Origin of the sequence: Ancylobacter sp. G4_0304 (assembly GCF_047501495.1) — a bacterium.
Taxonomy (GTDB): domain Bacteria; phylum Pseudomonadota; class Alphaproteobacteria; order Rhizobiales; family Xanthobacteraceae; genus Ancylobacter.
In genome coordinates this window covers 174,663-194,619 of sequence record NZ_JAZDRM010000003.1, presented here as the reverse complement: position 1 = coordinate 194,619, position 19,957 = coordinate 174,663, and the positions used below count along the sequence as shown (strand labels likewise).

The window sequence follows — 19,957 nt, the reverse complement described above, 5'->3', positions numbered from 1 at the left end:
AACTTGGTACCGGTCATTCCCAGCACGTCGCGCAGCACCCAAAGCAACGGTGTCTCGTCAGGAACGAGGACGCTGCTCCGGGAGCCGTTGATGGTGAGATCGGTCATGTGCCCTCTCGATGTGGCGTGGCTATCTGAACATGCACGTCTTCGCTGACAGTGCAGACATCACCCGCTCCGCATACTCTCTCGGCGACCTTCGCACGGCCTATTTGATGGGCACTCTGGGCGCGGTGCAGGATGGTGGATGTTTTCAGGTAAGGCGCACACGGGACAGGACGTAGATGCCATCATTCGCGCCATCGGGATGGCGAAGCCTGGCATGGGCGACCATCTGCCCGAACGAAAGGTGACGGGGAAAGACGATGAAGATTGGTTTGGTCGTGAGCCCGGATTTCCAGATGATCGGACTCGCCTCGATCGCGGCGTTCGAGGTCGCCAACAAGCGTGCGGGAACAACGCTGTACGAGCTTGATGTCGTCTCGGAAGAGGGTGGCATGATCATGTCGTCGGCAGGGATGCAGGTGCTGACCAAGCGTGTTGACGAAGGAACCTATGACACCCTGATCGTCGGCGCGGGCCTTGAGATCCCAACCGCTTCGCCGGGCCTTGTCCGGCTGCTGCGATCTTCCGCACAGAATGCACGCCGCATCGCGTCCATCTGCCTCGGCGCCTTCATTCTGGGAGATGCGGGCCTGCTGAGCGGACGGCGGGCGACCACGCACTGGCGCTACGCCAAGGCGCTGCAGGAGCGCTTCCCGAGTTGCCGCGTCGACATGGACAAGATCTTCGTCGAGGACGGCACCATCTGGACCTCGGCCGGCATGACGGCCGGCATTGACCTTGTGGTCGGCATGATCGAACGCGATCACGGCAGCGAACTCGCGCGGACGGTGGCGAAGGGCCTCGTCATGTATCACCGCAGATCCGGCGGCCAGTCCCAGCATTCCGCGCTTCTGGAACTGAACGCACGCGAGGATCGTGTGCAGCGGGCCTTGAACTTCGCCCGGGCCAACCTCAAGACCCGCCTCGGCATCGAGGAACTTGCCCAGGCGGCAAGCCTTAGCCCCCGCCAGTTCACCCGCCTGTTCCGGGCGGAAACTGGCACGACCCCGGCGAAGGCCGTCGAATTGCTGCGCGTGGAGGCCGCGAAGCTGATGCTCGAACAGTCGCGTCTGCCGATCGAGGAGGTCGCGCGCGAAGTCGGCTTCGAGAACCGCGAGAGAATGAGGCTCGCCTTCACACGCGTCTATGGGGAGATCCCGCGATCAATCCGGAACGAGGCGGGCCCGCTCGCCACCATCTAGCCGGCGGCTAGGAGAGGCGGATGTTGGACAGGTCGATAGACACCACAAGTGGCTCCGTGCTGAAGCTGTCATCCGGCTGGCGCGCATAGATGCGCCGGCGCGTCGGGAAGCGGATGCCGGAGACCTCGATGTAATCGCTGACGAGATGAGCCCCCGGCGTGTTGCCCGCGATCTCGACGTTATAGTCATGCCGCTTCAGCAGACCGTCGCCATCGAAGTAGAGCGTCTGCAGCGTGCTGTGCGTAGCGATCGTCCGGGGGAAGCGCACGGCAAGGCGTCGCCAGTCGCCGCTATCCGTCGGCCAGGGCTCCAACTCCTCGGTCTCGACGCCCGGCCAGGCCAGCAGGAACGGCAGCGTCAGATAGGTCCACATGGCGCAGCCGGCGAAATAGGCCAGTTGAAGGTCGCTCCACGGCGTCTGCAGGGTATGGCCAGCGAAGCTCTGCCGCGGCCCCACGAGCTCTTCGAGCAGGGTGCCATCTTCGCGCTCGAGCGCGACACGCGCCGGCTCGAAGCGGGAGTGGCGCCGGCCGGCACCAAACGGCGCGTGCAAAGCCCATTCATTCCTCAGGCCTACCGTGACAGTGGTGTGGCTCAGTGTGTCCGGCTGACCCTTGAGCCCCCAGAGCACGCCGCCTTGCCGAAGATCGGCCGAGACCTGCTCAAACGCCCGCCAGCGCGGCAGGCCGCCATGGGCGTCGATGACGAAATCCTTGAGGCGGCTCATGGCAGGCTCCGACAGAACAAGGCCCTCAGGGGGCGGTGTATGGTCGGATGTTAGGGATCGGGCCTCGGCCGTAGAATGCCGTAGATGCCTTGTTTACGGCCATCGGACGTCGAGTGACGACGGCGTTCTTCTCGCCCACAAGCTAGAACGGGCCAGCGGCCCAGGCGGGGAAAGACTTCGAGGTCAGTTGCGAACAGGGCTGCAGCTGAACAATTACAGTGGCTCAGTTCGACGCCCGCTCCGCTGGCTGGCTGCGCCATCGACAACAACGCGCTGGGGCCGGCCCATGGAGAAAAGGAACCTGAACGGGCTAAAATCCAGCAACGTTTGCTTTCAGGAAATCGCTCATCCGATCTCTACGCCCGAGATGAGGGCGCAACTGCGTGCCGCTTTGTATCTGCGCGTCTCCACAGCCCGGCAAGCCGAGCACGATGTCTCGATCCCCGATCAGCGCCGGCAGGGCGAGGCCTATTGCCAAGCGCGCGGCTACCAGCTCGTCGAGACCTATGTCGAGCCAGGGGCCTCAGCGACCAATGACCGCCGGCCGGAGTTCCAGCGGATGATCGAAGCCGACACGCTGAAGCCGGCGCCATTCGATGTGGTCGTCGTGCACAGCTTCTCGCGCTTCTTCCGCGATCACTTCGAGTTGGTTCTATGTGAGGAAGCTCGCACGCAATGGCGTGCGGCTGGTGTCGATCACCCAAGAGATGGGCGACGATCCTATGCACGTCATGATGCGGCAGATCATGGCGCCGTTCGACGAGTACCAGTCCAAAGAGAACGCCAAGCACGTCCTGCGGGCCCAGAAGGAGAATGCCCGGCAGGGCTTCTGGAACGGCGCCCGTCCGCCGATCGGTTATCGCGTGGTCGAGGCCGAGCAGCGCGGCGCCAAGGTGAAAAAGAAGCTGGAGATCGATCCGCTCCACGCCGACACGGTGAGGCTCATCTTCGACCTCGCCCTTAATGGCGATGGGCGCTCCGGTCCGATGGGCGTGAAGGCGATCGTCAGCCACCTCAATCGGAACCGGATCTACACCCGCGAGGGTGGACGCTGGGGCATCGGGGAGACCTGCTCCGAACGTTGGCCGCTGTCTCAGGAGGGAAATCGGCTACGCTCGGCGTGCCCAGTTTGGGACCGAAATGGCGGAAGGGGTGGGATTCGAACCCACGGTGGGCTTGCACCCACGGCGGTTTTCAAGACCGCTGCCTTAAACCACTCGGCCACCCTTCCCCGCCGATGCGGCGGTGCGCCCTTGTTCCCAAACTCGCGGCGCTTTGCAAGAAGATTGAGCGCGAACCGCTTAGCCGCCCGCTCAGCCGCCCTTGGGCCGTGTCACGGAGAGCGGGCGCTGTGAGGTTGGCGGGTTGGCCACGCCCGCGTTCTGCCGGGCCTTGAAGGCCGTCATGAATTCCGCCGTCCGGTTAAGAATGATCGAGCGCACAGCCGGGTGGGTCGGCAGGCGGGCATGGTTCACAAAGGTCGCGCCGGCAGCCCACGCGTCGATATTGCGCGCGCCATAGACGTTCAGCATGCCCGGATTGCGGATGTTGATGCACTCGCGCACACGGCAGGGCGGCGGCGTCGGTGCGGCATCGATCGTAATCACCAGCGGCGCGGGACGACCGGAGCGCGCCAGCGAATTGGCATAGTTAAGCGCCATGACTCCACCCATCGAATGGCCGATGATAATGTCCGGCATCAACCCGTAGGTCTTGCCCATGAAATGGGTATCGACCTGGGTGCGGAAACCTTGCGCTCGCAATGGCCCGGCCAGGGCGGAGACGCCGATATAGTTACTCTCGACGTAGACGCCGAGCCCATCGAGCAGGAGTACCAGCGGCGGCTCGACGGCTCGAGGCGCCGCCGGTGCCGGGCTCTGGGCCTCGGCCGATGTCGCCAGCCCGAGCAGGGCGATAAGCAGGAAAGCTATGATTTTCAATCTGGTCGCTCGCAGGAGATACGCACTACGCCCCGCCTTTCGCGAGACATAGCCGATGTACAGAGCGTCGGCCAATGGCATTTTTGCGGTTGCGAGCCGACATGCGTCCCAAATTGTGCGCCGCGCCATGCCCATGGAGCGTCGCCATATGAAAACGCCGTCGCCAGAGAATGGCGACGGCGCGCATGTCCGATGAAGCCTGAAGTGCCGTCATGCGGCGCGCGGGAGCGGTCCTTCGCCACCATGCAGGCCGCAAGCGGTAGACCAGGTACGGAATGCGGTCCAGGCCTCGGCCTTCTGCTGCGGCGCCCTTGCCGCCTCCATCTGCAATAGCAGCATCTCCGCGAAACCGCCGAGGCGGTCATGGCGCAGCGAACGCAGGAAGTGGATCGCCTCGTCGAGCGATTCGATATCGATCTGTTCATGCCCGAGCGTCAGGTGGATCGGCGTCGGATGAAATTCGGCGGAGTTCCTCAACATTGCTTGAATCCTCCCTTTGTGCTGACCCGTTCTTGTCGGGTGTCACGGCAGATCCCTGGCTCAATAGGTCCACCATATTGACGTAAATGATACGAGCGGATCACGGCAATCACGTGACCGCACCCGCCCGAATTCGCACGCGATGCCAAGAACAATAGCGAACAAACTTCCGACCGGCAGGTACAGCCGTGTGATCGCGTCTTTTTGAGGCCGCTTTTTTCATGACGCAGACGCGGCGCGCCCAGCGAATAATATGGTGCATCGTACATGGAATTTGGTATTCCAGAATGACGGCTATCGCATCGCTCGGTCGCCTTCCTGACTATCAGCGTACGCGGAGATGTGCTGACATGTCATCATTCGCCGCCAGACGGTGAAAGTTCTATCAAAACAAAAATTTCAGTCTGCAGGAAAATCTCCTGCCTGAAATATACGCGCTATTCGCATCTGGCATACCAGATGCCAGATGAATATTCTATATATATCGCACATGCGAGTTATTATTACTATCTATTGATGCCGTGCAATAATAATACCCTCTTGCGAATCTATGAGTGACTAATGTTACTCTGCGATCGGACGGCGAAAAGACCGTCCGCAAGGAGGAAACTTATGACCACCCGTTTGACGATCGCCGCGCTGGTCGCGGCCGCTAGCGTGCTCGGCGCCGCGCCGGTTTTCGCGCAGGATGAGATGGCGCATGCTCCGGCGACGACAGCTTATGTGAAGAAGAGCATCCAGCCCTGGCTGGCCGATCCCGTGGTGATTACCGCCGTTATCGAGTCGAACAAGGCCCACGCCCGCCTCATGCAGTCCGACATCGACGAACTCGACGCCAAGTGGAAGGCCAAGGACCAGGCGCTTCGCGACTCCACCATGAAGAACAAACTCGCCGAGTTCCTGACCAAGAAGAAGGAAGCCTCCGGCGGCGTTATCACCGAGATTTTCGTGATGGATGACCGCGGTCTCAATGTCGGCCAGACCGATGGCACCTCCGACATGTGGCAGGCCGACGAAGCCAAGTGGCAGAAGACTTACGGCGCCGGCCCTGATGCGATCTTCATCGACAAGGTCGAGGAAGACGGTGGCAAGAAGATTTCTCAGGCCAGCGTCACCATCGTGGACAATGGCAAGGCGATCGGCGCCGTGACCTTCGGCATCGATGTCGACAAGCTGAAATGATCTGATCCAGTGTCTCTCCTTGGATAATCACGGGCGGCGCAAGCCGCCCTTCTTTTTTGAACCGCTCTGATCAGCGCCGCCGCCCCTTCCGACGAGCGTCGCGCGCGGTTAGTTTCCCGGCGAGCCGGACGCGCCACCCGTCCCGGCCCCACCCGAGGAGACTACCGGCATGTTCATCGCGATGAATCGTTTCAAGGTGCAGAAGGGCTCGGAGGCCGAATTCGAGCGCGTCTGGCGCGAGCGCGACAGCCACATCGCCTCGGTTCCAGGCTTCAAGCAGTTCGAGCTGCTGCGCGGCCCGGAGCGCGAGGACCACACGCTCTATGCCTCGCACACCGTCTGGGGCAGCCGCGCCGATTTCGAGGCCTGGACCAAGTCGGAAGCCTTCCGCGCCGCCCATCGCACCGCCGGTGGCAACAAGCCGCTTTATATCGGCCATCCCGAGGTCGAGCTGTTCGAATCGGTGCTGGAGCTTTCCCCGGCCTGACCGGAGGGGCAACGCGCCGAACTGGCACGGGTAACCTGACGCCGACAACCTGCCGGACGACCGTCTCGCCGTTTCGTGTGACGGCGGGGTGTTGACGCCGGCAGGCCACTGGCTTAACGGCTCGCGATCCATTTGTTGTCTGGATCCGTTCCATCATGGCCGACCTCGTTTCCCTCGACACCCCGGACACCGGGCGTGGCGAGGCCCCGCGCATTTCCTTCGTGTCGCTGGGCTGCCCCAAGGCGCTCGTCGATTCCGAGCGCATCGTGACGCGGCTGCGCGCAGAAGGCTACGAGCTCTCGCGCAAGCATGAGGGCGCTGATCTCGTCATCGTCAACACCTGCGGCTTCCTCGACAGCGCCAAGGCGGAAAGTCTCGCCGCCATCGGCGACGCGCTGAAGGAGAATGGCAAGGTTATCGTCACCGGCTGCATGGGCGCCGAGCCGGAGCAGATTCGCGGCGTGCATCCGGGCGTGCTCGCCATCACCGGCCCGCAGCAATATGAGAGCGTGCTGGAAGCGGTGCACACCGCCGTACCGCCGCAGCACGATCCGTTCATCGACCTCGTGCCCCCACAGGGGGTGAAGCTCACTCCGCGCCACTATGCGTATCTGAAGATTTCAGAGGGTTGCAACAATCGCTGCACCTTCTGCATCATCCCGAAGCTGCGCGGCGATCTGGTCAGCCGACCGGCGGCCGACGTGCTGCGCGAGGCCGAGAAGCTGGTCGCAGCCGGCGTCAAGGAACTGCTGGTGATCTCGCAGGATACCTCGGCCTATGGCGTCGACCTGAAATATGCCGAGAGCCCGTGGAAGGACCGGCAGGTCCGCGCCCGCTTCCTCGACCTCTCGCGCGAGCTGGGCTCGCTCGGGGCCTGGGTGCGCATGCATTATGTCTACCCCTACCCCCATGTCGATGAGGTGATCGCGCTCATGGCGGACGGGGTTATCCTGCCCTATCTCGACATCCCGTTCCAGCACGCCTCGCCCACCGTGCTCAAGCGCATGAAGCGCCCGGCGGCGCAGGAGAAGACGCTGGCGCGCGTGCAGGCCTGGCGCGCCGCCTGCCCCGACCTCACCCTGCGCTCGACCTTCATCGTCGGCTTCCCCGGTGAGACCGAGGCGGAGTTCCAGGAGTTGTTGGAATTCCTTGAGGAGGCAGAGCTCGATCGGGTCGGCTGCTTCAAATATGAGCCGGTCCAGGGAGCTCCCGCCAATGCCCTGGGCGAAGCGGTGCCGGACGAGGTGAAGCAGGAGCGCTGGGATCGCTTCATGGCCACCCAGCAAAAGGTTTCCGCGCGGCGCCTGAAGCGCAAGGTCGGCACCCGCCAGCAGGTGATCATCGATTCTGTCGGCCCCACCGTCGCCATCGGCCGCTCCAAGGCCGACGCACCGGAAATCGACGGCGTGGTCCACGTCGCCTCACGCCGCCCGCTGCGGGTCGGCGAGATCACCACGGTGAAGATCGAGCGCGCCGACGCCTACGACCTGCACGGCACCGCCGTCGGGTTCTGACGGGCCGGCGACTCAAGATGCAGCCGTCATCGCGGCGGCGGCAGCGAGCCCCCGGACCGCCTGCCGGCGGCGTGCCGTCCCGGACCGGCCTTCGCCCGTCCAGGACCACGTTGAGAGCGACTTTATGCCTTCAGCAGATCGCGTAGCGTCGCTTCGATGATGCGCGTCGCCTTTCCAAGGTCGCTGATGCGCACGTGCTCGTCGGCAGCGTGAGCGTTCGCTTCCAGAATGGAGCGCGGGCCGGCGCCATAAAGCACGGTAGGAATGCCGGCGGCCGTGTAGTGGCGGGCATCGGTGTAGAGCGGCACGGCGGTCGCCGGCGGCACTTCGCCGAGCACTGAGGCCGCGTGCTTCTGGATCGTCTCGACCAGCTTTTCGGTGCCGGCGAGCGTGCGCAGCGGCTCGGCGAGGATGATGCGCCGGCATTCGATCTCGATGCCAGGCTTGCCGGCAACCGCCTTCTCGATCAGGGCGGTGAGCTCGGCCTCGACCTGCAGGCCATCCTCCTCCGGAGTGAGCCGGCGGTCGACACGCATCACGATGCGGTCCGGCACCACATTGGTGTTGATGCCGCCGGAAATCAGGCCGACCGTGATCTTGGGCGAGCCGATGCCCGGCGTCGCGCTGGTGATCCCGTAGAGCCGTGCGCGCTCTTCATAAATTGCGTTCAGGATGCCGGTCGCGGCCTCCAGCGCGTCGTGGCCGGTTTCCGGCAGCGCAGCGTGAGCCTGCTTGCCGCGCACCAGGATTTCAAGGTGCAGCGCGCCGTTATGCGCCACCACCACGGCATAGGAGAAGCCGGCCGAGATGGCGTAATCCGGCTTTGAAAGCTCGTGCTCCAGCAGCCATTTGGGCCCGAGGAAGCCGCCAGCCTCCTCGTCATAGGTGAAGTGCAGCTCGACCGTGCCGTCGAGGCCCTCAGGCTTCTCCTTCAGCGCCAGCAGCGCGAAGGTGTAGGTCGCGAAGTCGGACTTGGAGACCGCCGCGCCGCGGCCATAGATCGCCCCGCCCTTTTCCTCGGCGCCATAGGGATCGAAGGTCCAACCTTCGCCGGGGGGCACCACGTCGCCATGGGCGTTCAGCGCAATGGTCGGGCCCTTGCCGCTGCCGAAGCTCTGGCGCACCACGAGGTTGATTACCGAGCGCATGCCATAGGTCTTCACGAAGGGCTCGGGCACCGCGTGGCGCTCGACCGTGAAGCCGAGTTCCTCCAGCAGGCCGGCGGCCACCTCGGCATGCGGTGCGCAGTCGCCCGGCGGGTTATCGCTCGGCACCCGCACCAGCGCCTTCAGGAATTCCACCTCTAACCCGAAACTGTCCGGGTTCCCGTCGGTGCCGCTCGAATCCGTGCTCACATTCCTACTCCGATGGTTCAGGCCGACAGTTGCGGGAGCTGGAAACGCTCGATGAAGCGAACCAGCGCGGCAACCGCGAGCCCCATATCTTCCGGCGAGGCATATTCCGCCGGGTTGTGACTGATGCCTCCCTTGCACCGTACGAACAGCATGCCGATCGGGCACAGCCGCGACATGGCCTGGCCGTCATGGCCGGCGCCCGAGGGCATGGTGACGGCGCGATGGCCAAGATCGGCGACCGCGTTGCGCAGGCGCAATTGCAGGTCGCGGTAGCACGGCACGGTCGCGACCTCGTGGAAGGCCGAGATCACGACGCCCAGCTGACGTTGGTCGGCGATGCGGTGCGCCTCGCGCTCGAAGCGGGTCAGCGCCTCGCGGCGGGAGATATCCGAACCCGAGCGCAGGTCGACGGTAAAAACCACGCGGGAGGGAATGACATTGATTGAGCCCGGCTCGACATGCACGCGCCCGACGGTGGCAACCATGCCGTGCGCGTCAGCCTTGGCGATGCGCTCGACGGCTAGCGCCATCTCGGCGGCGCCGAGCAGCGCGTCATGGCGCATGCGCATCGGCACGGTGCCGGCATGGCCGGCCTCGCCGGTCACCGTCACCGAGAGCCGCGAGGCCCCGGCAATGGCGGAGACCACGCCGAGCGGCTCGCCTTCCGCCTCCAGCACCGGCCCCTGTTCGATATGGGCCTCGATATAGGCGATCACCCGGTTCGGGTCGTAGGCGGCAGCGGGAATGTCGTCGGGATTGTTGCCATAGGCGACGATTGCTTCGCGCAGGCTGATGCCCTCAGTGTCGCGCAGATCCAGGCTAGCGGGCGAAAAATAGCCAGCCACCGCCGCGGAGGAAGACAGCGTGGTGGGAAAGCGCGTGCCCTCCTCGTCGCCAAAGGCGAGGATGTCGATGCCATAGGGCCGCGTCAGCCCGGCGCGATTGATCGCCTCGACCGCCAGAATGGCGGCGATGACGCCCATGCAGCCGTCATATTTGCCGGCATTGGCGACGGTGTCGATATGCGAGCCGATCAGCAGCCGCGGCGCATCGGCCGGCCCCCAATGGCCGCGCACCGTGCCGAGCGCATCCTCGGAAACCTCAAGCCCCGCCTCCCGCATCCAGCGAGCGACCAGATCGGCGGCACGGCGGTGTTCGGGAGTGAGGAAAAACCGGGTGAGATGTTCGGGCGTCTGCGAGATCGCGCCGAGCTCTTCGATCATCGCCGCCGCGCGGGCTCCCAGCGCGGCGAAATCCGATGGTGTGGTCATGATCTGGTCGCTGCGCCCCCGGTCGCGGCTGTGCCGACGGCCGCGCTCGCGCCGGCCCCGACCCGCGAAATCGCATATGGGCCGGATTTTGGCAACGGCGCCGGGCCTCCATCGAAAGGCGACCGGCGCCGCTGGTCACGCGCGGCGGAGAAGACGAGGCGGGCTACTTGCCCGGCACCTTGTCGTCGATGCCCTTCACATACCAATTCATGGACAAGATATCGCCGTCGGGAAGAACCTCGCCTTCCTTCACCACGAGCTTGCCGTCCTGGTTGTAGATCGGGCCCTTGAAGGGGTTCAGCTCGCCGGACTTGATCTTGGCCTCGGTGGCCTCGGCCATCGCCTTCACATCGTCGGGCATGTTGGTATAGGGCGCCATCACGACTTCGCCGTCACCCATGCCGGCCCAGGTGTCCGTGGACGTCCACTTGCCGTCCATCACGTCCTTGACGCGCTTGACGTAATAGGGCGCCCAATTGTCGACGATCGAGGTGAGCTGCGCCTTGGGGCCGAAGGCGATCATGTCCGACGCCTGGCCGAACGCCTTGACGCCGCGCGCCTCGGCGGCCTGCATGGCGGCCGGGCTGTCGGTGTGCTGGGAGATCACGTCGGCGCCCTGGTCGATCAACGCCTTGGCGGCGTCGGCTTCCTTCGCCGGGTCGAACCACGAGTTCACCCACACGATCTTGACCTTGGCGTCCGGGTTCACCGACTGCGCGCCGAGCATCAGCGAGTTGATGCCGGAAATGACTTCCGGGATCGGGAACGAGGCGATGTAGCCGATGGTGCCGGTCTTGGAGGTCTTGGCGGCGATCTGGCCGAGGATGTAGCGGCCTTCGTGGAACTTGGAGTTATAGGTCGAGACGTTCTTGTCGCGCTTGTAGCCGGTGGCGTGCTCGAACATCACCTTGGGGTGCCGCTTGGCGACCTTCAGCGTCGGCTCCATGTAGCCGAACGAGGTGGTGAAGATGAGCTTGTTGCCGGCGCGGGCGAGCTGCTCGATCACGCGCTCGGCGTCCGGGCCTTCCGGCACGTTCTCGACATAGGTGGTCTCCACCTTGTCGCCGAACTCCTTCTCGATCGCCTTGCGACCCTGGTCGTGCTGGTAGGTCCAGCCGAAATCACCGACCGGGCCGATATAGACGAAGCCGACCTTCAGCTTCTCCTGCGCCTGCGCGTGTGATCCGACGCCGCCGGCAAGGACCAGCCCCGCCGCGAGCGCCGCCGCGATTGAGAGAATCTTCCGCATGAACGTCTCCGCTCCAATCCAACGCCGGCCTTGTCTGTCGACCGTCCCGCGGGGCCGCAGCCGCGGAAGCGGGGGCCGCGCGCCGGCGGCCGGATGAGAACCCGCCGCCTCAGCGGTCGGGCACGAAGGGAACGCCGAGCGAGGCGGGCGCGCCCTGCCCGCGCTTCAGCGCCGATATCACCACCAGAGCCCCCACTGTCGCAAGGTAAGGCAGCGAGGAAAGCAGTTGCGAGGGAATGCCGAGGCCGAAACCCTGCACATGAAGCTGCAAGATCGAGACCGCGCCGAACAGATAGGCGCCTGCCAGCAGCCACATCGGCTTCCAGGCCGAGAACACCACCAGCGCCAGCGCGATCCAGCCGCGGCCGACGGTCATGTCGCTAGCCCAGAACGGGGTGTAGGACAGCGACAGCTGCGCCCCGGCGAGCCCGGCGCACGCACCGCCGAACATCACCGCAAGCGTACGAATCTTGCGCACCGGATGACCCAGCGCATGTGCCGCGACGTGGCTTTCGCCCACCGCCCGCAGCACGAGGCCGGTGCGGGTGCGCGCCAGGCCGTAGGCCACGACGCCCAACAGGATCAGCGAAAGATAGACGAAGGCATCCTGCCCGAACACCACGCGCCCGACCAGCGGCAGGTCGGAAAGGCCGGGAATGTACAGTGCCGGGGCAGCGTCGAGCCGCGTGCCGACGAAGGGCGAGCCGATCAGCCCGGCGATGCCGAGGCCGAGAATCGTGGTGGCGAGGCCCGAGGCCACCTGATTAGCGGCGAGCCACACCGCGAGCCCCGCGAACACCAGAGATAGCGCTGTGCCCGCCAGCACGGCGGCAATGGTGCCAAGGATGAGGCTGCCCGTGCCATAGGCCGTGGCATAGCCGACCGCCGCGCCGACAATCATCATGCCCTCGACGCCCAGATTGAGCGTGCCGGCGCGTTCGGCTACCAGTTCGCCCAGCGCGGCGAGCAGCAGGATGGTGGCGGCGGCGACGATGCTCGCAAGCACGGCGCCGAGAATGGCGGCATCAAGCATGGCTCGCTCCTTCCACGCGCCGGATCCGGTAGCGCACGAGAACATCCGCCGCGAGGATCGAGATGAGCAACGTCCCCTGAAACACGCGGGTGACGTCGAATGGCATGCGCATGGAAATCTGCGCCGCCTCGCCGCCGATATAGGTCAGCGCCAGCACGAAGCTGGCAATGAGCACGCCGACCGGGTGCAGCCGCCCGAGCATCGCCGCGATGATCGCGGTGAAGCCATAGCCCGGCGAGATCGAGGGCTGCATCTGGCCGATGGGCCCAGCAACCTCGATGATGCCGGCCAGCCCTGCGAGCGCGCCGGACACTGCGAACACGCCATAGGTCACGCGCCGCTCGTCGAAGCCGGCAAAGGCGGCCGCGCGCGGCGCCGAGCCGCCGAGCTCGATCGAATAGCCGACCAAGGTCCGCCCGAGCACGAAGGTCGCGGCGGCGACCGCCACAAGGGCGATCAGGATGCCGGCATGCATGCGTCCCTCTTCCATCAGCAGCGGCACCACCGCGACGGAATCGAAAGTGACACTCTGGGGAAAGTTGAAGCCGGCCGGGTCCTTCCACGGGCCGCGCACCAGGTAGTCGAGCCCGAGTTGGGCGACATAGACCAGCATCAGCGAGGTCAGGATCTCGCTGCAGCCGAAGCGCACCCGCAGGAAGGCCGGGATCAGCCCCCACAGAGCGCCGCCGATGCAGCCCAGCAGCAGCATGGCCGGCAGTACCCACGGGCCGGCATCGGTGCCATGGGTGGCGAGCGCGAGCCAGGAACCGAATAAGGCGCCGACGACATATTGCCCCTCGGCACCGATGTTCCATCGATTGGCGCGGTAGCAGAAGGACAGCCCGATGCCGATCAGCAGCAGCGGGCAGGCCTTCACCACCAGTTCCTGAAGGGTCCAGGGGTCGGTCAGCGGCTCGATGAAATAGATGGTGAAGGCGCGCACCGGGTCGTGGCCCAGCAGCACGAACATCACCGCCCCGACGATGAGCGTGAACACCAGCGCCAGCAGCGGCGCCGCGATCAGGCCGAGCGGGGGCACCGTCTCCTGGCGTTCGAACCTAATGGCCATGGGCGCCCCCCGTCTCGGCGTCGCCGCCCTGCGAGCCGCCCATGGCGAGGCCGATCGCCTCGCGCGAGGTCTCGGCCACCGGCACCGGCCGGGTGAGGTGGCCTTCGCACATCACCGCGATGCGGTCGGTGAACTCCAGCAATTCGTCGAGGTCCTGGCTGATGACGAGAATGGCGCATCCCTCCGCCGCCTTCTGGCGCAGCGTGGTGCGGATGAAGCCCGCGGCGGCGGCGTCCACGCCCCAGGTCGGCTGGTCGACCACCAGCAGCACCGGCTCACGCAGCACCTCGCGCCCGATCACGAATTTCTGCAGGTTGCCGCCCGAGAGCCGGCGCGCCTTGGGGTCCTTGCCGCCGAAACGCACGTCGAAGCGTTTCACGATCTCGGCAAAGCGGGCATTGAGCACGGAATGGCGCACCACGCCGGCGCGCACGATCTCTCCGTCGCCATGGGTGGTGAGCAGCACGTTGTCGGAGAGCCGCATATCGGGAGCGGCGGCATGGCCGAGCCGCTCTTCGGGCACGAAGCCGGCCTTCAGCGCGCGCCGCTCGGTCGGGCCGAGGCCGCCGGCCGGGGTGGTGTTGATCACGATGCTTTCGGGGTCGCTCGCCGGCCGCTCGCCGGACAGTGCCTCGAACAGGGCCGTTTGCCCGTTGCCGGCGACCCCGGCAATGCCCACGATCTCGCCGGCGCGGATTTCGAGGTTGATGTCGTGCAGCGCCGAGCCGCGCGAGCCGTCGCCGGCCAGGTTCAGGTCCTTGATCAGCAGGCGCGGCGTGCCAAGCTCATGCGACACCTCGCGCGGCGTACGCGGCACTTCCGCGCCGACCATCAGCCGGGCGAGGCTGGAGGAGGTCTCGACCTTCGGATCGACCTCGGCGATGAACTTGCCGCCCCGCAGCACGGTGGCGCGGTGACACAGCCGGCGCACCTCGTCGAGCTTGTGGGAGATGAACAGCACCGCACGCCCCTCGTCAGTGAGCAGGTCGACGGTGCGGAACAGGTTCTCCGATTCGTCCGGGGTGAGCACTGAGGTCGGCTCGTCGAGAATCAGCACGCGCGGATCGCCGAGCAGGCAGCGCACGATCTCGACACGCTGGCGCTCGCCCACCGAGAGTTCGCCGACCCGGCGATAGGGCTCGACCGAAAGGCCGTAGCGCACCGTGCAGTCGCGGATGCGCTCGGCGAGCGCGGCCAGCGGCTCATGGCCGGCGAGGCCGAGCGCCACGTTTTCGACCACGGTCAGCGCGTCGAACAGCGCGAAATGCTGGAACACCACGCCGACGCCCTTGGCACGGGAGGTGGCGGGATCAGGGAACATGATCGGCGCGCCGTCATAGAGCAGTTCGCCGCTATCTGGCTGCAACAGCCCGCACATCATCTTGACCAGCGTCGACTTGCCGGCGCCGTTCTCGCCAAGCAAGGCGTGGGTTTCGCCGGCGCGGATGGCAAGGCTCACATGGTCATTGGCCACCAGCGCGCCGAAGCGCTTGGTGAGCCCCACCGCTTCCAACAGGGCGGACGGCTTGGCATCGGCGCCAGCTACGCTACCCGACATGGCACCTCCGATCGCAGCGGAGGCCGGCGAAGCATGGGGCGAGGCGCGGGCGGAAAAGCTCGAACGGCTGCTCGGGTGTCATGCGTCTTCGGCTACCGGAAAGATTACCGGCAGCATCGCATGCTCCCCAAGGGGAGCAAGCCTAAACTCTGACCCGTCCCCGGCGTGCTATTGGGCAAAATCACGTCAATCGCAGCCCTGCATCTTAGGGCAGCAGCACCGTCGAACCCGTGGTGCGCCGGCCTTCGAGGTCGCGATGGGCCTGCGCCGCGTCCTTCAGCGCATAGGTCTGGTTTACCGGGATGCGCACGACCCCGGACGCCACCGCCTCGAACAGGTCTGCCGCATTCGCGAGCAAGGCCGGGCGGGTGGCGATATGGGTGAACAGGGTCGGGCGAGTCGCGTAGAGCGAGCCCTTCTGCGACAGCGCCAGCAGGCTGAAATTCTGGATCGCGCCCGAGGCGTTGCCGAAGCTCACGAACAGCCCGCGCGGCTTGAGGCAGTCCAGCGAGGCCGGATAGGTCGCCTGCCCTACCCCGTCATAGACCACGTCGCAGAGCGTGCCGTCGGTGATCTCCTTCACCCGCTCGGCAAAGTTCTCGCGCGTGTAGTCGATGACATAGGTGGCGCCGTTCTCCCGGGCCAGTTCCGCCTTCTCCGGCGACCCGACGGTGCCGATCACCGTCGCCCCGATATGGGCGGCCCATTGGCACAGGATCAGCCCGACGCCGCCGGCCGCCGCCTGCACGAGGATAACGTCGCCGGCCTTCACTTCATGGGTCTGGCGCAGCAGATAACGCGCGGTCATGCCCTTGAGCATCATCGCGGCGGCGGTCTCGTCGCTGATGGTGTTGGGCAGCTTCACCAGCACGGCGGCGGGAACCACCCTCTCCGTGCAATAGGCGCCGAGCGCGGCGCCATAGGCCACGCGGTCGCCTTTCTTGAACTCGGTGACGCCCTCGCCCACCGCCTCGACCACGCCGGCGCCCTCATTGCCGGGAATGAACGGCAGACCGTTCGGCGCGGGATAGAGGCCGGTGCGAAAATAGGTGTCGATGAAGTTGAGGCCGATTGCGGTGTGCCGGAGCCGGACCTCCCCCTTGCCCGGCGCCCCGACCTCGATCGTCTCATAGGTGAGAACCTCGGGGCCGCCCACTTCATGGACGCGTATCGCAGACGCCATCGTGCACTCTCGACGATTGAAGGGAAGATGACGGCTCAGGCCGCGCGCTTGCGCGAGGCCACGACGCCGAACAGCAGGAAATACAGCGCCAGCGCACACAGGCCGCCGGTCACCCACAGGCCGGGCCGCAGGCCTTCCAGCACCGCCACCACGGCGAGCACCGCCCACAGCGCCAGAAGCGCGATGGTGACAAGGCGAAACCGCACCACGCGGAACGGGTGGACGAACTTGATCGGCAGGAAGGTGCCGACCGACAGCGCCGCGATGATCAGCGCGGTCACCAGCGGATGCAGCGGCACGAGGAAGAAGTAGAACACCACCACGTTCCACACCGCCGGGAAGCCCTGGAAATACTTGTCCTCGGTCTTCATGTTGGTGTCGGCGAAATAGAGCGCGCTGGTCAGCAGGATCGCCGCGCTGGCCGGCACCGCCATCCAGGTCGGCATCAGCCCGCCGGTCGCCACCGCGAAGGCCGGCACCAGCACATAGGTCAGGTAGTCGACCACGAGGTCCAGCGTCTCGCCCGACCAGCGCGGCAGCACTTCCACCACGCGGACCTTGCGAGCGATCGAACCGTCAATGCCGTCAACGAACAGCGCCGCGCCGAGCCAGGTGAACATCAGCGGCCAATTGCCCTCGACCGCCGCGATCAGCGCCAACAGCCCAAACACTGCGCCCGAGGCTGTGAACAAATGGACGGCGAAGGCCAACGTCTGCTGGCGCGTGGGACGCTCGCGCACCGGACGCTCGTCAATGGATTTGGACGTTGCCGCCACAGGTGTTCCTCCGAAGGCCGCTTTGCTCGCACGGCCGGCACGTTCTTGATCGCCGTCACGCATATAGCACGGGCCCGCATTCATCCGCATTGCCAGACCGCGCCTTCCTGCTTATCCCACACTCCTGCCCGCGCTTATAGCCCCGCGCTGTAACGGATGGAGGCCGGTATGACATCGAAAACCACCACGACCGATTCGGTTCCCCACATCGTCGTGGCCGGCGGCGGGGCGGCCGGCCTGGTGAGCGCGCTCGCCCTCGCCTCGGGCGGGCTCGCCGTCACGCTCATCGCCCCGCCCCGCACGCGAGACCCCCGCACCACCGCGCTGATGGACGGATCGGTGAAGGCCCTGAAGGCGCTGGGCGCCTGGGAGGCGCTCGAGCCCTACGCCTCGCCATTGCGGGTGATGCGCCTGGTGGACGGCACGAAGCGTCTGCTGCGCGCCCCGGAAGTCGCGTTCCGCGCCGACGAACTCAAGCTCGATGCCTTTGCCTGGAATTTCGAGAACGAACCGCTGCTCGCCGCGCTTGATGCCACCGTCGCCGGCCGGCCGAATATTCGCCGGATCGCCGCGAAGGTCGATCACGTACGGCAGGGAGAGGCCGGCGTCAGCGTCGCGCTCGACGACGGCACCACCGTCGAGGCCGCCCTTCTGGCGGCGGCGGACGGACGGAATTCGCCGTGCCGGCGCGATGCCGGTATCGCCATGCGTACCCGCGAATATCCTCAGGTCGCGGTCACCGCCACCCTCGCCCACACCCGGCCCCATGGCGACATCTCTACCGAATTCCACACCGAGACCGGCCCGTTCACGCTGGTGCCGCTGCCCGGCGAACGCTCCAGCGTGGTGTGCGTGGTCTCCGCGAAGGAAGCCGAAGCGCTCGCCGCGCTCGACGACATCGCCTTCGCCCGCGCCATGGAGAAGCGCGCGCATTCGCTGCTGGGCGCGATGCGCCTCGATTCGGTGCGCGGCAGCTTCCCGTTGAGCGCCCGCACCGCCGAGCGTTTTTCGCGCGGCCGCACGGTTCTGGTAGGCGAAGCGGCTCACATTATACCGCCCATCGGGGCGCAGGGCCTCAATCTCGGCATACGCGACGCCGCGACGCTGGCGGAGCTGGTGATCGAGGCGATGCGGGCGGGCGAGGATATCGGCGGGGCCCACGTCACCGATGCTTATGAGACTCGCCGCCGCTCCGATGTCGAAGGCCGCAGCTTCGCCGTCGACCTGTTCAATCGCTCGCTGCTGACGGATTTTCTCCCCGTGCAGGGGCTGCGCGGCATGGGGCTTTGGCTGCTCGGCCGCTCGCCGACATTGCGTCGGCGGGTGATGCGCGAAGGCGTAGGGCCGACGCGCGACATTCCCCGGCTTTTGGCGGGCGAGCCGGTCTGAGGCTCAGCGCAGCGCTACCATGTCGTGTTGCAGGGCGTAGAGCATGGCGGTCACGGTCACGACGGAGACCACGGTGCCGATCAGAACCCCGCCCGAGGCGCCCTCGACATAGGTCTCGTACTGTTTGGCCATGATGAACGCGTTCAGCGCGGGCGGCAGCGAGGCCATCAGCACCGCCGTGGCGACCCACACCGGCTCGAAGCCGCCGACCGCGAGCAGCACGCCCCAGACGAGCAGCGGATGCAGCACCAGCTTGATCGCGATGAGCGGCGGCACTTCGCCCTGCATCCGCGCCATCGGCCGCAGCGCCACCGAGACGCCGAGGGTGAACAGGGCGCAGGGCGCGGCGGCGTTCTTCAGGAATTCCAGCATCCGGTCGATCGCCGCCGGCGGGTGGAACTCGATATAGGCGGCGAATACGCCGAGGAAGGTCGCGACGTTGAACGGATGTGTCAGCACCCGGCGCACCACCAGCAGCAGCGTCTCGCTGATGCGCCGCTTGTCGCGCCCGCTGACCGCCATCAGCAGCGGCACGGCGGTGAAAAAGAACAGGCTGTCGAACACGAAGATCAGCGCGGTCGGCACCGACGCTCCCGCGCCGAGCGCGCCCAGCGTCAGGCCGGGGCCCATATAGCCGACATTGGAATAGGCGCCGACGACCGCCCCGATCGTCGCCTCGGGCAGATTCCCCCGGCGCAGCCACAGCCCGACGCCGAGCGAGAGCGCGAAGCACAGCGCCGACGAGAAGGTGGTCGCGGCGATAAAGCTGCCATTGGTCAACTCGGAGAAAGGCGTGCGCGCAACCAGCGAGAAGAACAGCGCCGGCAAGGCGAGATAGATGATGAAGAAGCTCAGCCACGCGAGGCCGGCCTCGGGAATGCGGGCGAAGCGGCCACATCCCAAGCCCAGGAAGATCACACCAAAAAACGGCAGCGCCAGCGCCATAACCTCGGCCATAATGCTGGCTATCGGCTCGTCGGATTCGGGTCAATGCTCATTTGAGCCAAGCCGGCTCAGCGATTGCATCGCTTAAAACGCCGTGGAAGTAATGGAGCGACTGCGAGGCCGTCCGTACCTGTCGCGGGGAGTTGAGCCATGGACATGAAGGAACGCCACGCCAAATACCGTATCGGCCAGATCGTGCGGCACCGGCACTACTCGTTTCGCGGCGTGGTCTTCGATGTCGACCCGGAATTCTCCAACACCGACGAATGGTGGGAATCGATTCCCGAGAACATCCGGCCCACCAAGGACCAGCCGTTCTACCATCTGCTCGCCGAGAACGCCGAGACGGAATACGTCGCCTATGTCTCCGAGCAGAACCTCGAACCAGACACCTCCGGAGAGCCGGTCCGCCATCCTCAGGTCGAGGAAATGCTGGCGGCCGATGGCGACGGCGGCTGGCGGGTGCGCAGCGAGCGGCTGCAATAGGTTAGGC

The 19,957-nt window shown here is 65.8% G+C and carries 19 protein-coding genes, 1 tRNA gene and 2 pseudogenes; 7 read left to right on the top strand and 15 right to left on the bottom strand.

Translation table 11 applies throughout. From position 1 onward, the window contains the following. Positions 1–107: pseudogene (locus VRZ77_RS03295) on the bottom strand ((2Fe-2S)-binding protein); the annotation flags it as partial. A 145-nt stretch (positions 108–252) separates the two neighbouring features. Beyond that, positions 253–498: a hypothetical protein gene (locus VRZ77_RS03290; protein ID WP_414591287.1), complete on the bottom strand. Its 246-nt coding sequence runs from the start codon at positions 496–498 to the stop codon at positions 253–255. On the opposite strand from VRZ77_RS03290, the gene VRZ77_RS03285 reads away from it, so the two are divergent. Further along, entirely contained in the window at positions 401–1,306 is a 906-nt protein-coding gene (locus VRZ77_RS03285; RefSeq protein WP_414591286.1) for a GlxA family transcriptional regulator, read from the top strand. The two genes, VRZ77_RS03290 and VRZ77_RS03285, sit on opposite strands and share 98 nt — an antisense overlap. A 7-nt stretch (positions 1,307–1,313) precedes the next feature. On the opposite strand, the gene VRZ77_RS03280 is transcribed toward VRZ77_RS03285, so the two are convergent. Next, complete coding sequence (locus VRZ77_RS03280) at positions 1,314–2,033, bottom strand: hypothetical protein (protein WP_414591275.1); 720 nt, start codon at positions 2,031–2,033, stop codon at positions 1,314–1,316. Between the two features lie 367 nt (positions 2,034–2,400). Between VRZ77_RS03280 and VRZ77_RS03275 the strand changes: the two are divergent. After that, positions 2,401–3,100 (top strand): annotated as a pseudogene (locus VRZ77_RS03275) (recombinase family protein); the annotation flags it as partial. A 74-nt stretch (positions 3,101–3,174) separates the two neighbouring features. Here the strand turns inward: VRZ77_RS03275 and VRZ77_RS03270 are convergent. From VRZ77_RS03270 to VRZ77_RS03260, 3 genes are all read right to left on the bottom strand, one after another. Then, positions 3,175–3,264 (bottom strand) — tRNA-Ser (locus VRZ77_RS03270). A gap of 82 nt (positions 3,265–3,346) precedes the next feature. Continuing rightward, positions 3,347–4,108: a hypothetical protein gene (locus tag VRZ77_RS03265; RefSeq protein ID WP_414591274.1), complete on the bottom strand. Its 762-nt coding sequence runs from the start codon at positions 4,106–4,108 to the stop codon at positions 3,347–3,349. A gap of 75 nt (positions 4,109–4,183) precedes the next feature. Further along, complete coding sequence (locus tag VRZ77_RS03260; protein ID WP_414591273.1) at positions 4,184–4,450, bottom strand: hypothetical protein; 267 nt, start codon at positions 4,448–4,450, stop codon at positions 4,184–4,186. Between the two features lie 615 nt (positions 4,451–5,065). Between VRZ77_RS03260 and VRZ77_RS03255 the strand changes: the two genes are divergently transcribed. From VRZ77_RS03255 to rimO, 3 genes are all read left to right on the top strand, one after another. Next, positions 5,066–5,635, top strand: coding sequence for a hypothetical protein (locus tag VRZ77_RS03255; RefSeq protein WP_414591272.1), 570 nt, complete (start codon positions 5,066–5,068; stop codon positions 5,633–5,635). Between the two features lie 169 nt (positions 5,636–5,804). After that, the gene (locus tag VRZ77_RS03250) at positions 5,805–6,122 is read left to right on the top strand and encodes an antibiotic biosynthesis monooxygenase family protein (protein WP_414591271.1); all 318 of its coding nucleotides are present in this window, start codon (positions 5,805–5,807) and stop codon (positions 6,120–6,122) included. A gap of 155 nt (positions 6,123–6,277) precedes the next feature. Beyond that, positions 6,278–7,636 carry a 30S ribosomal protein S12 methylthiotransferase RimO gene (gene rimO / locus VRZ77_RS03245; RefSeq protein ID WP_414591270.1) on the top strand — a complete coding sequence of 453 codons (1,359 nt, stop codon included), beginning with the start codon at positions 6,278–6,280 and terminating at the stop codon, positions 7,634–7,636. A gap of 122 nt (positions 7,637–7,758) precedes the next feature. On the opposite strand, the gene VRZ77_RS03240 is transcribed toward rimO, so the two are convergent. The 8 genes from VRZ77_RS03240 to VRZ77_RS03205 form a co-directional block, all read right to left on the bottom strand. Beyond that, positions 7,759–8,991, bottom strand: coding sequence for an ArgE/DapE family deacylase (locus VRZ77_RS03240; RefSeq protein ID WP_414591269.1), 1,233 nt, complete (start codon positions 8,989–8,991; stop codon positions 7,759–7,761). A gap of 17 nt (positions 8,992–9,008) precedes the next feature. Then, a complete protein-coding gene (locus VRZ77_RS03235) occupies positions 9,009–10,262 on the bottom strand; it encodes an allantoate amidohydrolase (protein WP_414591268.1) in 1,254 nt (417 codons plus the stop codon). 163 nt (positions 10,263–10,425) lie between these two features. Continuing rightward, positions 10,426–11,511, bottom strand: a complete 1,086-nt coding sequence (locus VRZ77_RS03230; protein ID WP_414591267.1) for a BMP family ABC transporter substrate-binding protein — start codon at positions 11,509–11,511, stop codon at positions 10,426–10,428. A 109-nt stretch (positions 11,512–11,620) separates the two neighbouring features. After that, positions 11,621–12,544 (bottom strand): ABC transporter permease, encoded by a 924-nt coding sequence (locus VRZ77_RS03225; protein WP_414591266.1) that lies wholly within the window; start codon positions 12,542–12,544, stop codon positions 11,621–11,623. Then, on the bottom strand, positions 12,537–13,613 hold the full coding sequence (locus VRZ77_RS03220) for an ABC transporter permease (protein WP_414591265.1): 1,077 nt from the start codon (positions 13,611–13,613) through the stop codon (positions 12,537–12,539). The genes VRZ77_RS03225 and VRZ77_RS03220 overlap by 8 nt, the downstream gene beginning before the upstream one ends. Beyond that, complete coding sequence (locus VRZ77_RS03215) at positions 13,603–15,171, bottom strand: ABC transporter ATP-binding protein (protein ID WP_414591264.1); 1,569 nt, start codon at positions 15,169–15,171, stop codon at positions 13,603–13,605. Before VRZ77_RS03215 ends, VRZ77_RS03220 begins: the two co-directional genes overlap by 11 nt. 205 nt (positions 15,172–15,376) lie before the next feature. Further along, positions 15,377–16,354 (bottom strand): quinone oxidoreductase family protein, encoded by a 978-nt coding sequence (locus VRZ77_RS03210; RefSeq protein ID WP_414591263.1) that lies wholly within the window; start codon positions 16,352–16,354, stop codon positions 15,377–15,379. A gap of 35 nt (positions 16,355–16,389) precedes the next feature. Beyond that, on the bottom strand, positions 16,390–17,130 hold the full coding sequence (locus VRZ77_RS03205; RefSeq protein ID WP_414591262.1) for a CDP-alcohol phosphatidyltransferase family protein: 741 nt from the start codon (positions 17,128–17,130) through the stop codon (positions 16,390–16,392). Between the two features lie 168 nt (positions 17,131–17,298). On the opposite strand from VRZ77_RS03205, the gene VRZ77_RS03200 reads away from it, so the two are divergent. Further along, positions 17,299–18,519 carry a UbiH/UbiF family hydroxylase gene (locus VRZ77_RS03200; RefSeq protein WP_414591261.1) on the top strand — a complete coding sequence of 407 codons (1,221 nt, stop codon included), beginning with the start codon at positions 17,299–17,301 and terminating at the stop codon, positions 18,517–18,519. 3 nt (positions 18,520–18,522) lie between these two features. Here the strand turns inward: VRZ77_RS03200 and VRZ77_RS03195 are convergent, their stop codons facing one another. Further along, positions 18,523–19,476, bottom strand: coding sequence for an AEC family transporter (locus tag VRZ77_RS03195; protein WP_414591260.1), 954 nt, complete (start codon positions 19,474–19,476; stop codon positions 18,523–18,525). A gap of 144 nt (positions 19,477–19,620) precedes the next feature. On the opposite strand from VRZ77_RS03195, the gene hspQ reads away from it, so the two are divergent. Beyond that, positions 19,621–19,950, top strand: coding sequence for a heat shock protein HspQ (gene hspQ, locus VRZ77_RS03190; RefSeq protein ID WP_414591285.1), 330 nt, complete (start codon positions 19,621–19,623; stop codon positions 19,948–19,950). The last annotated feature ends 7 nt before the right edge of the window (positions 19,951–19,957 follow it).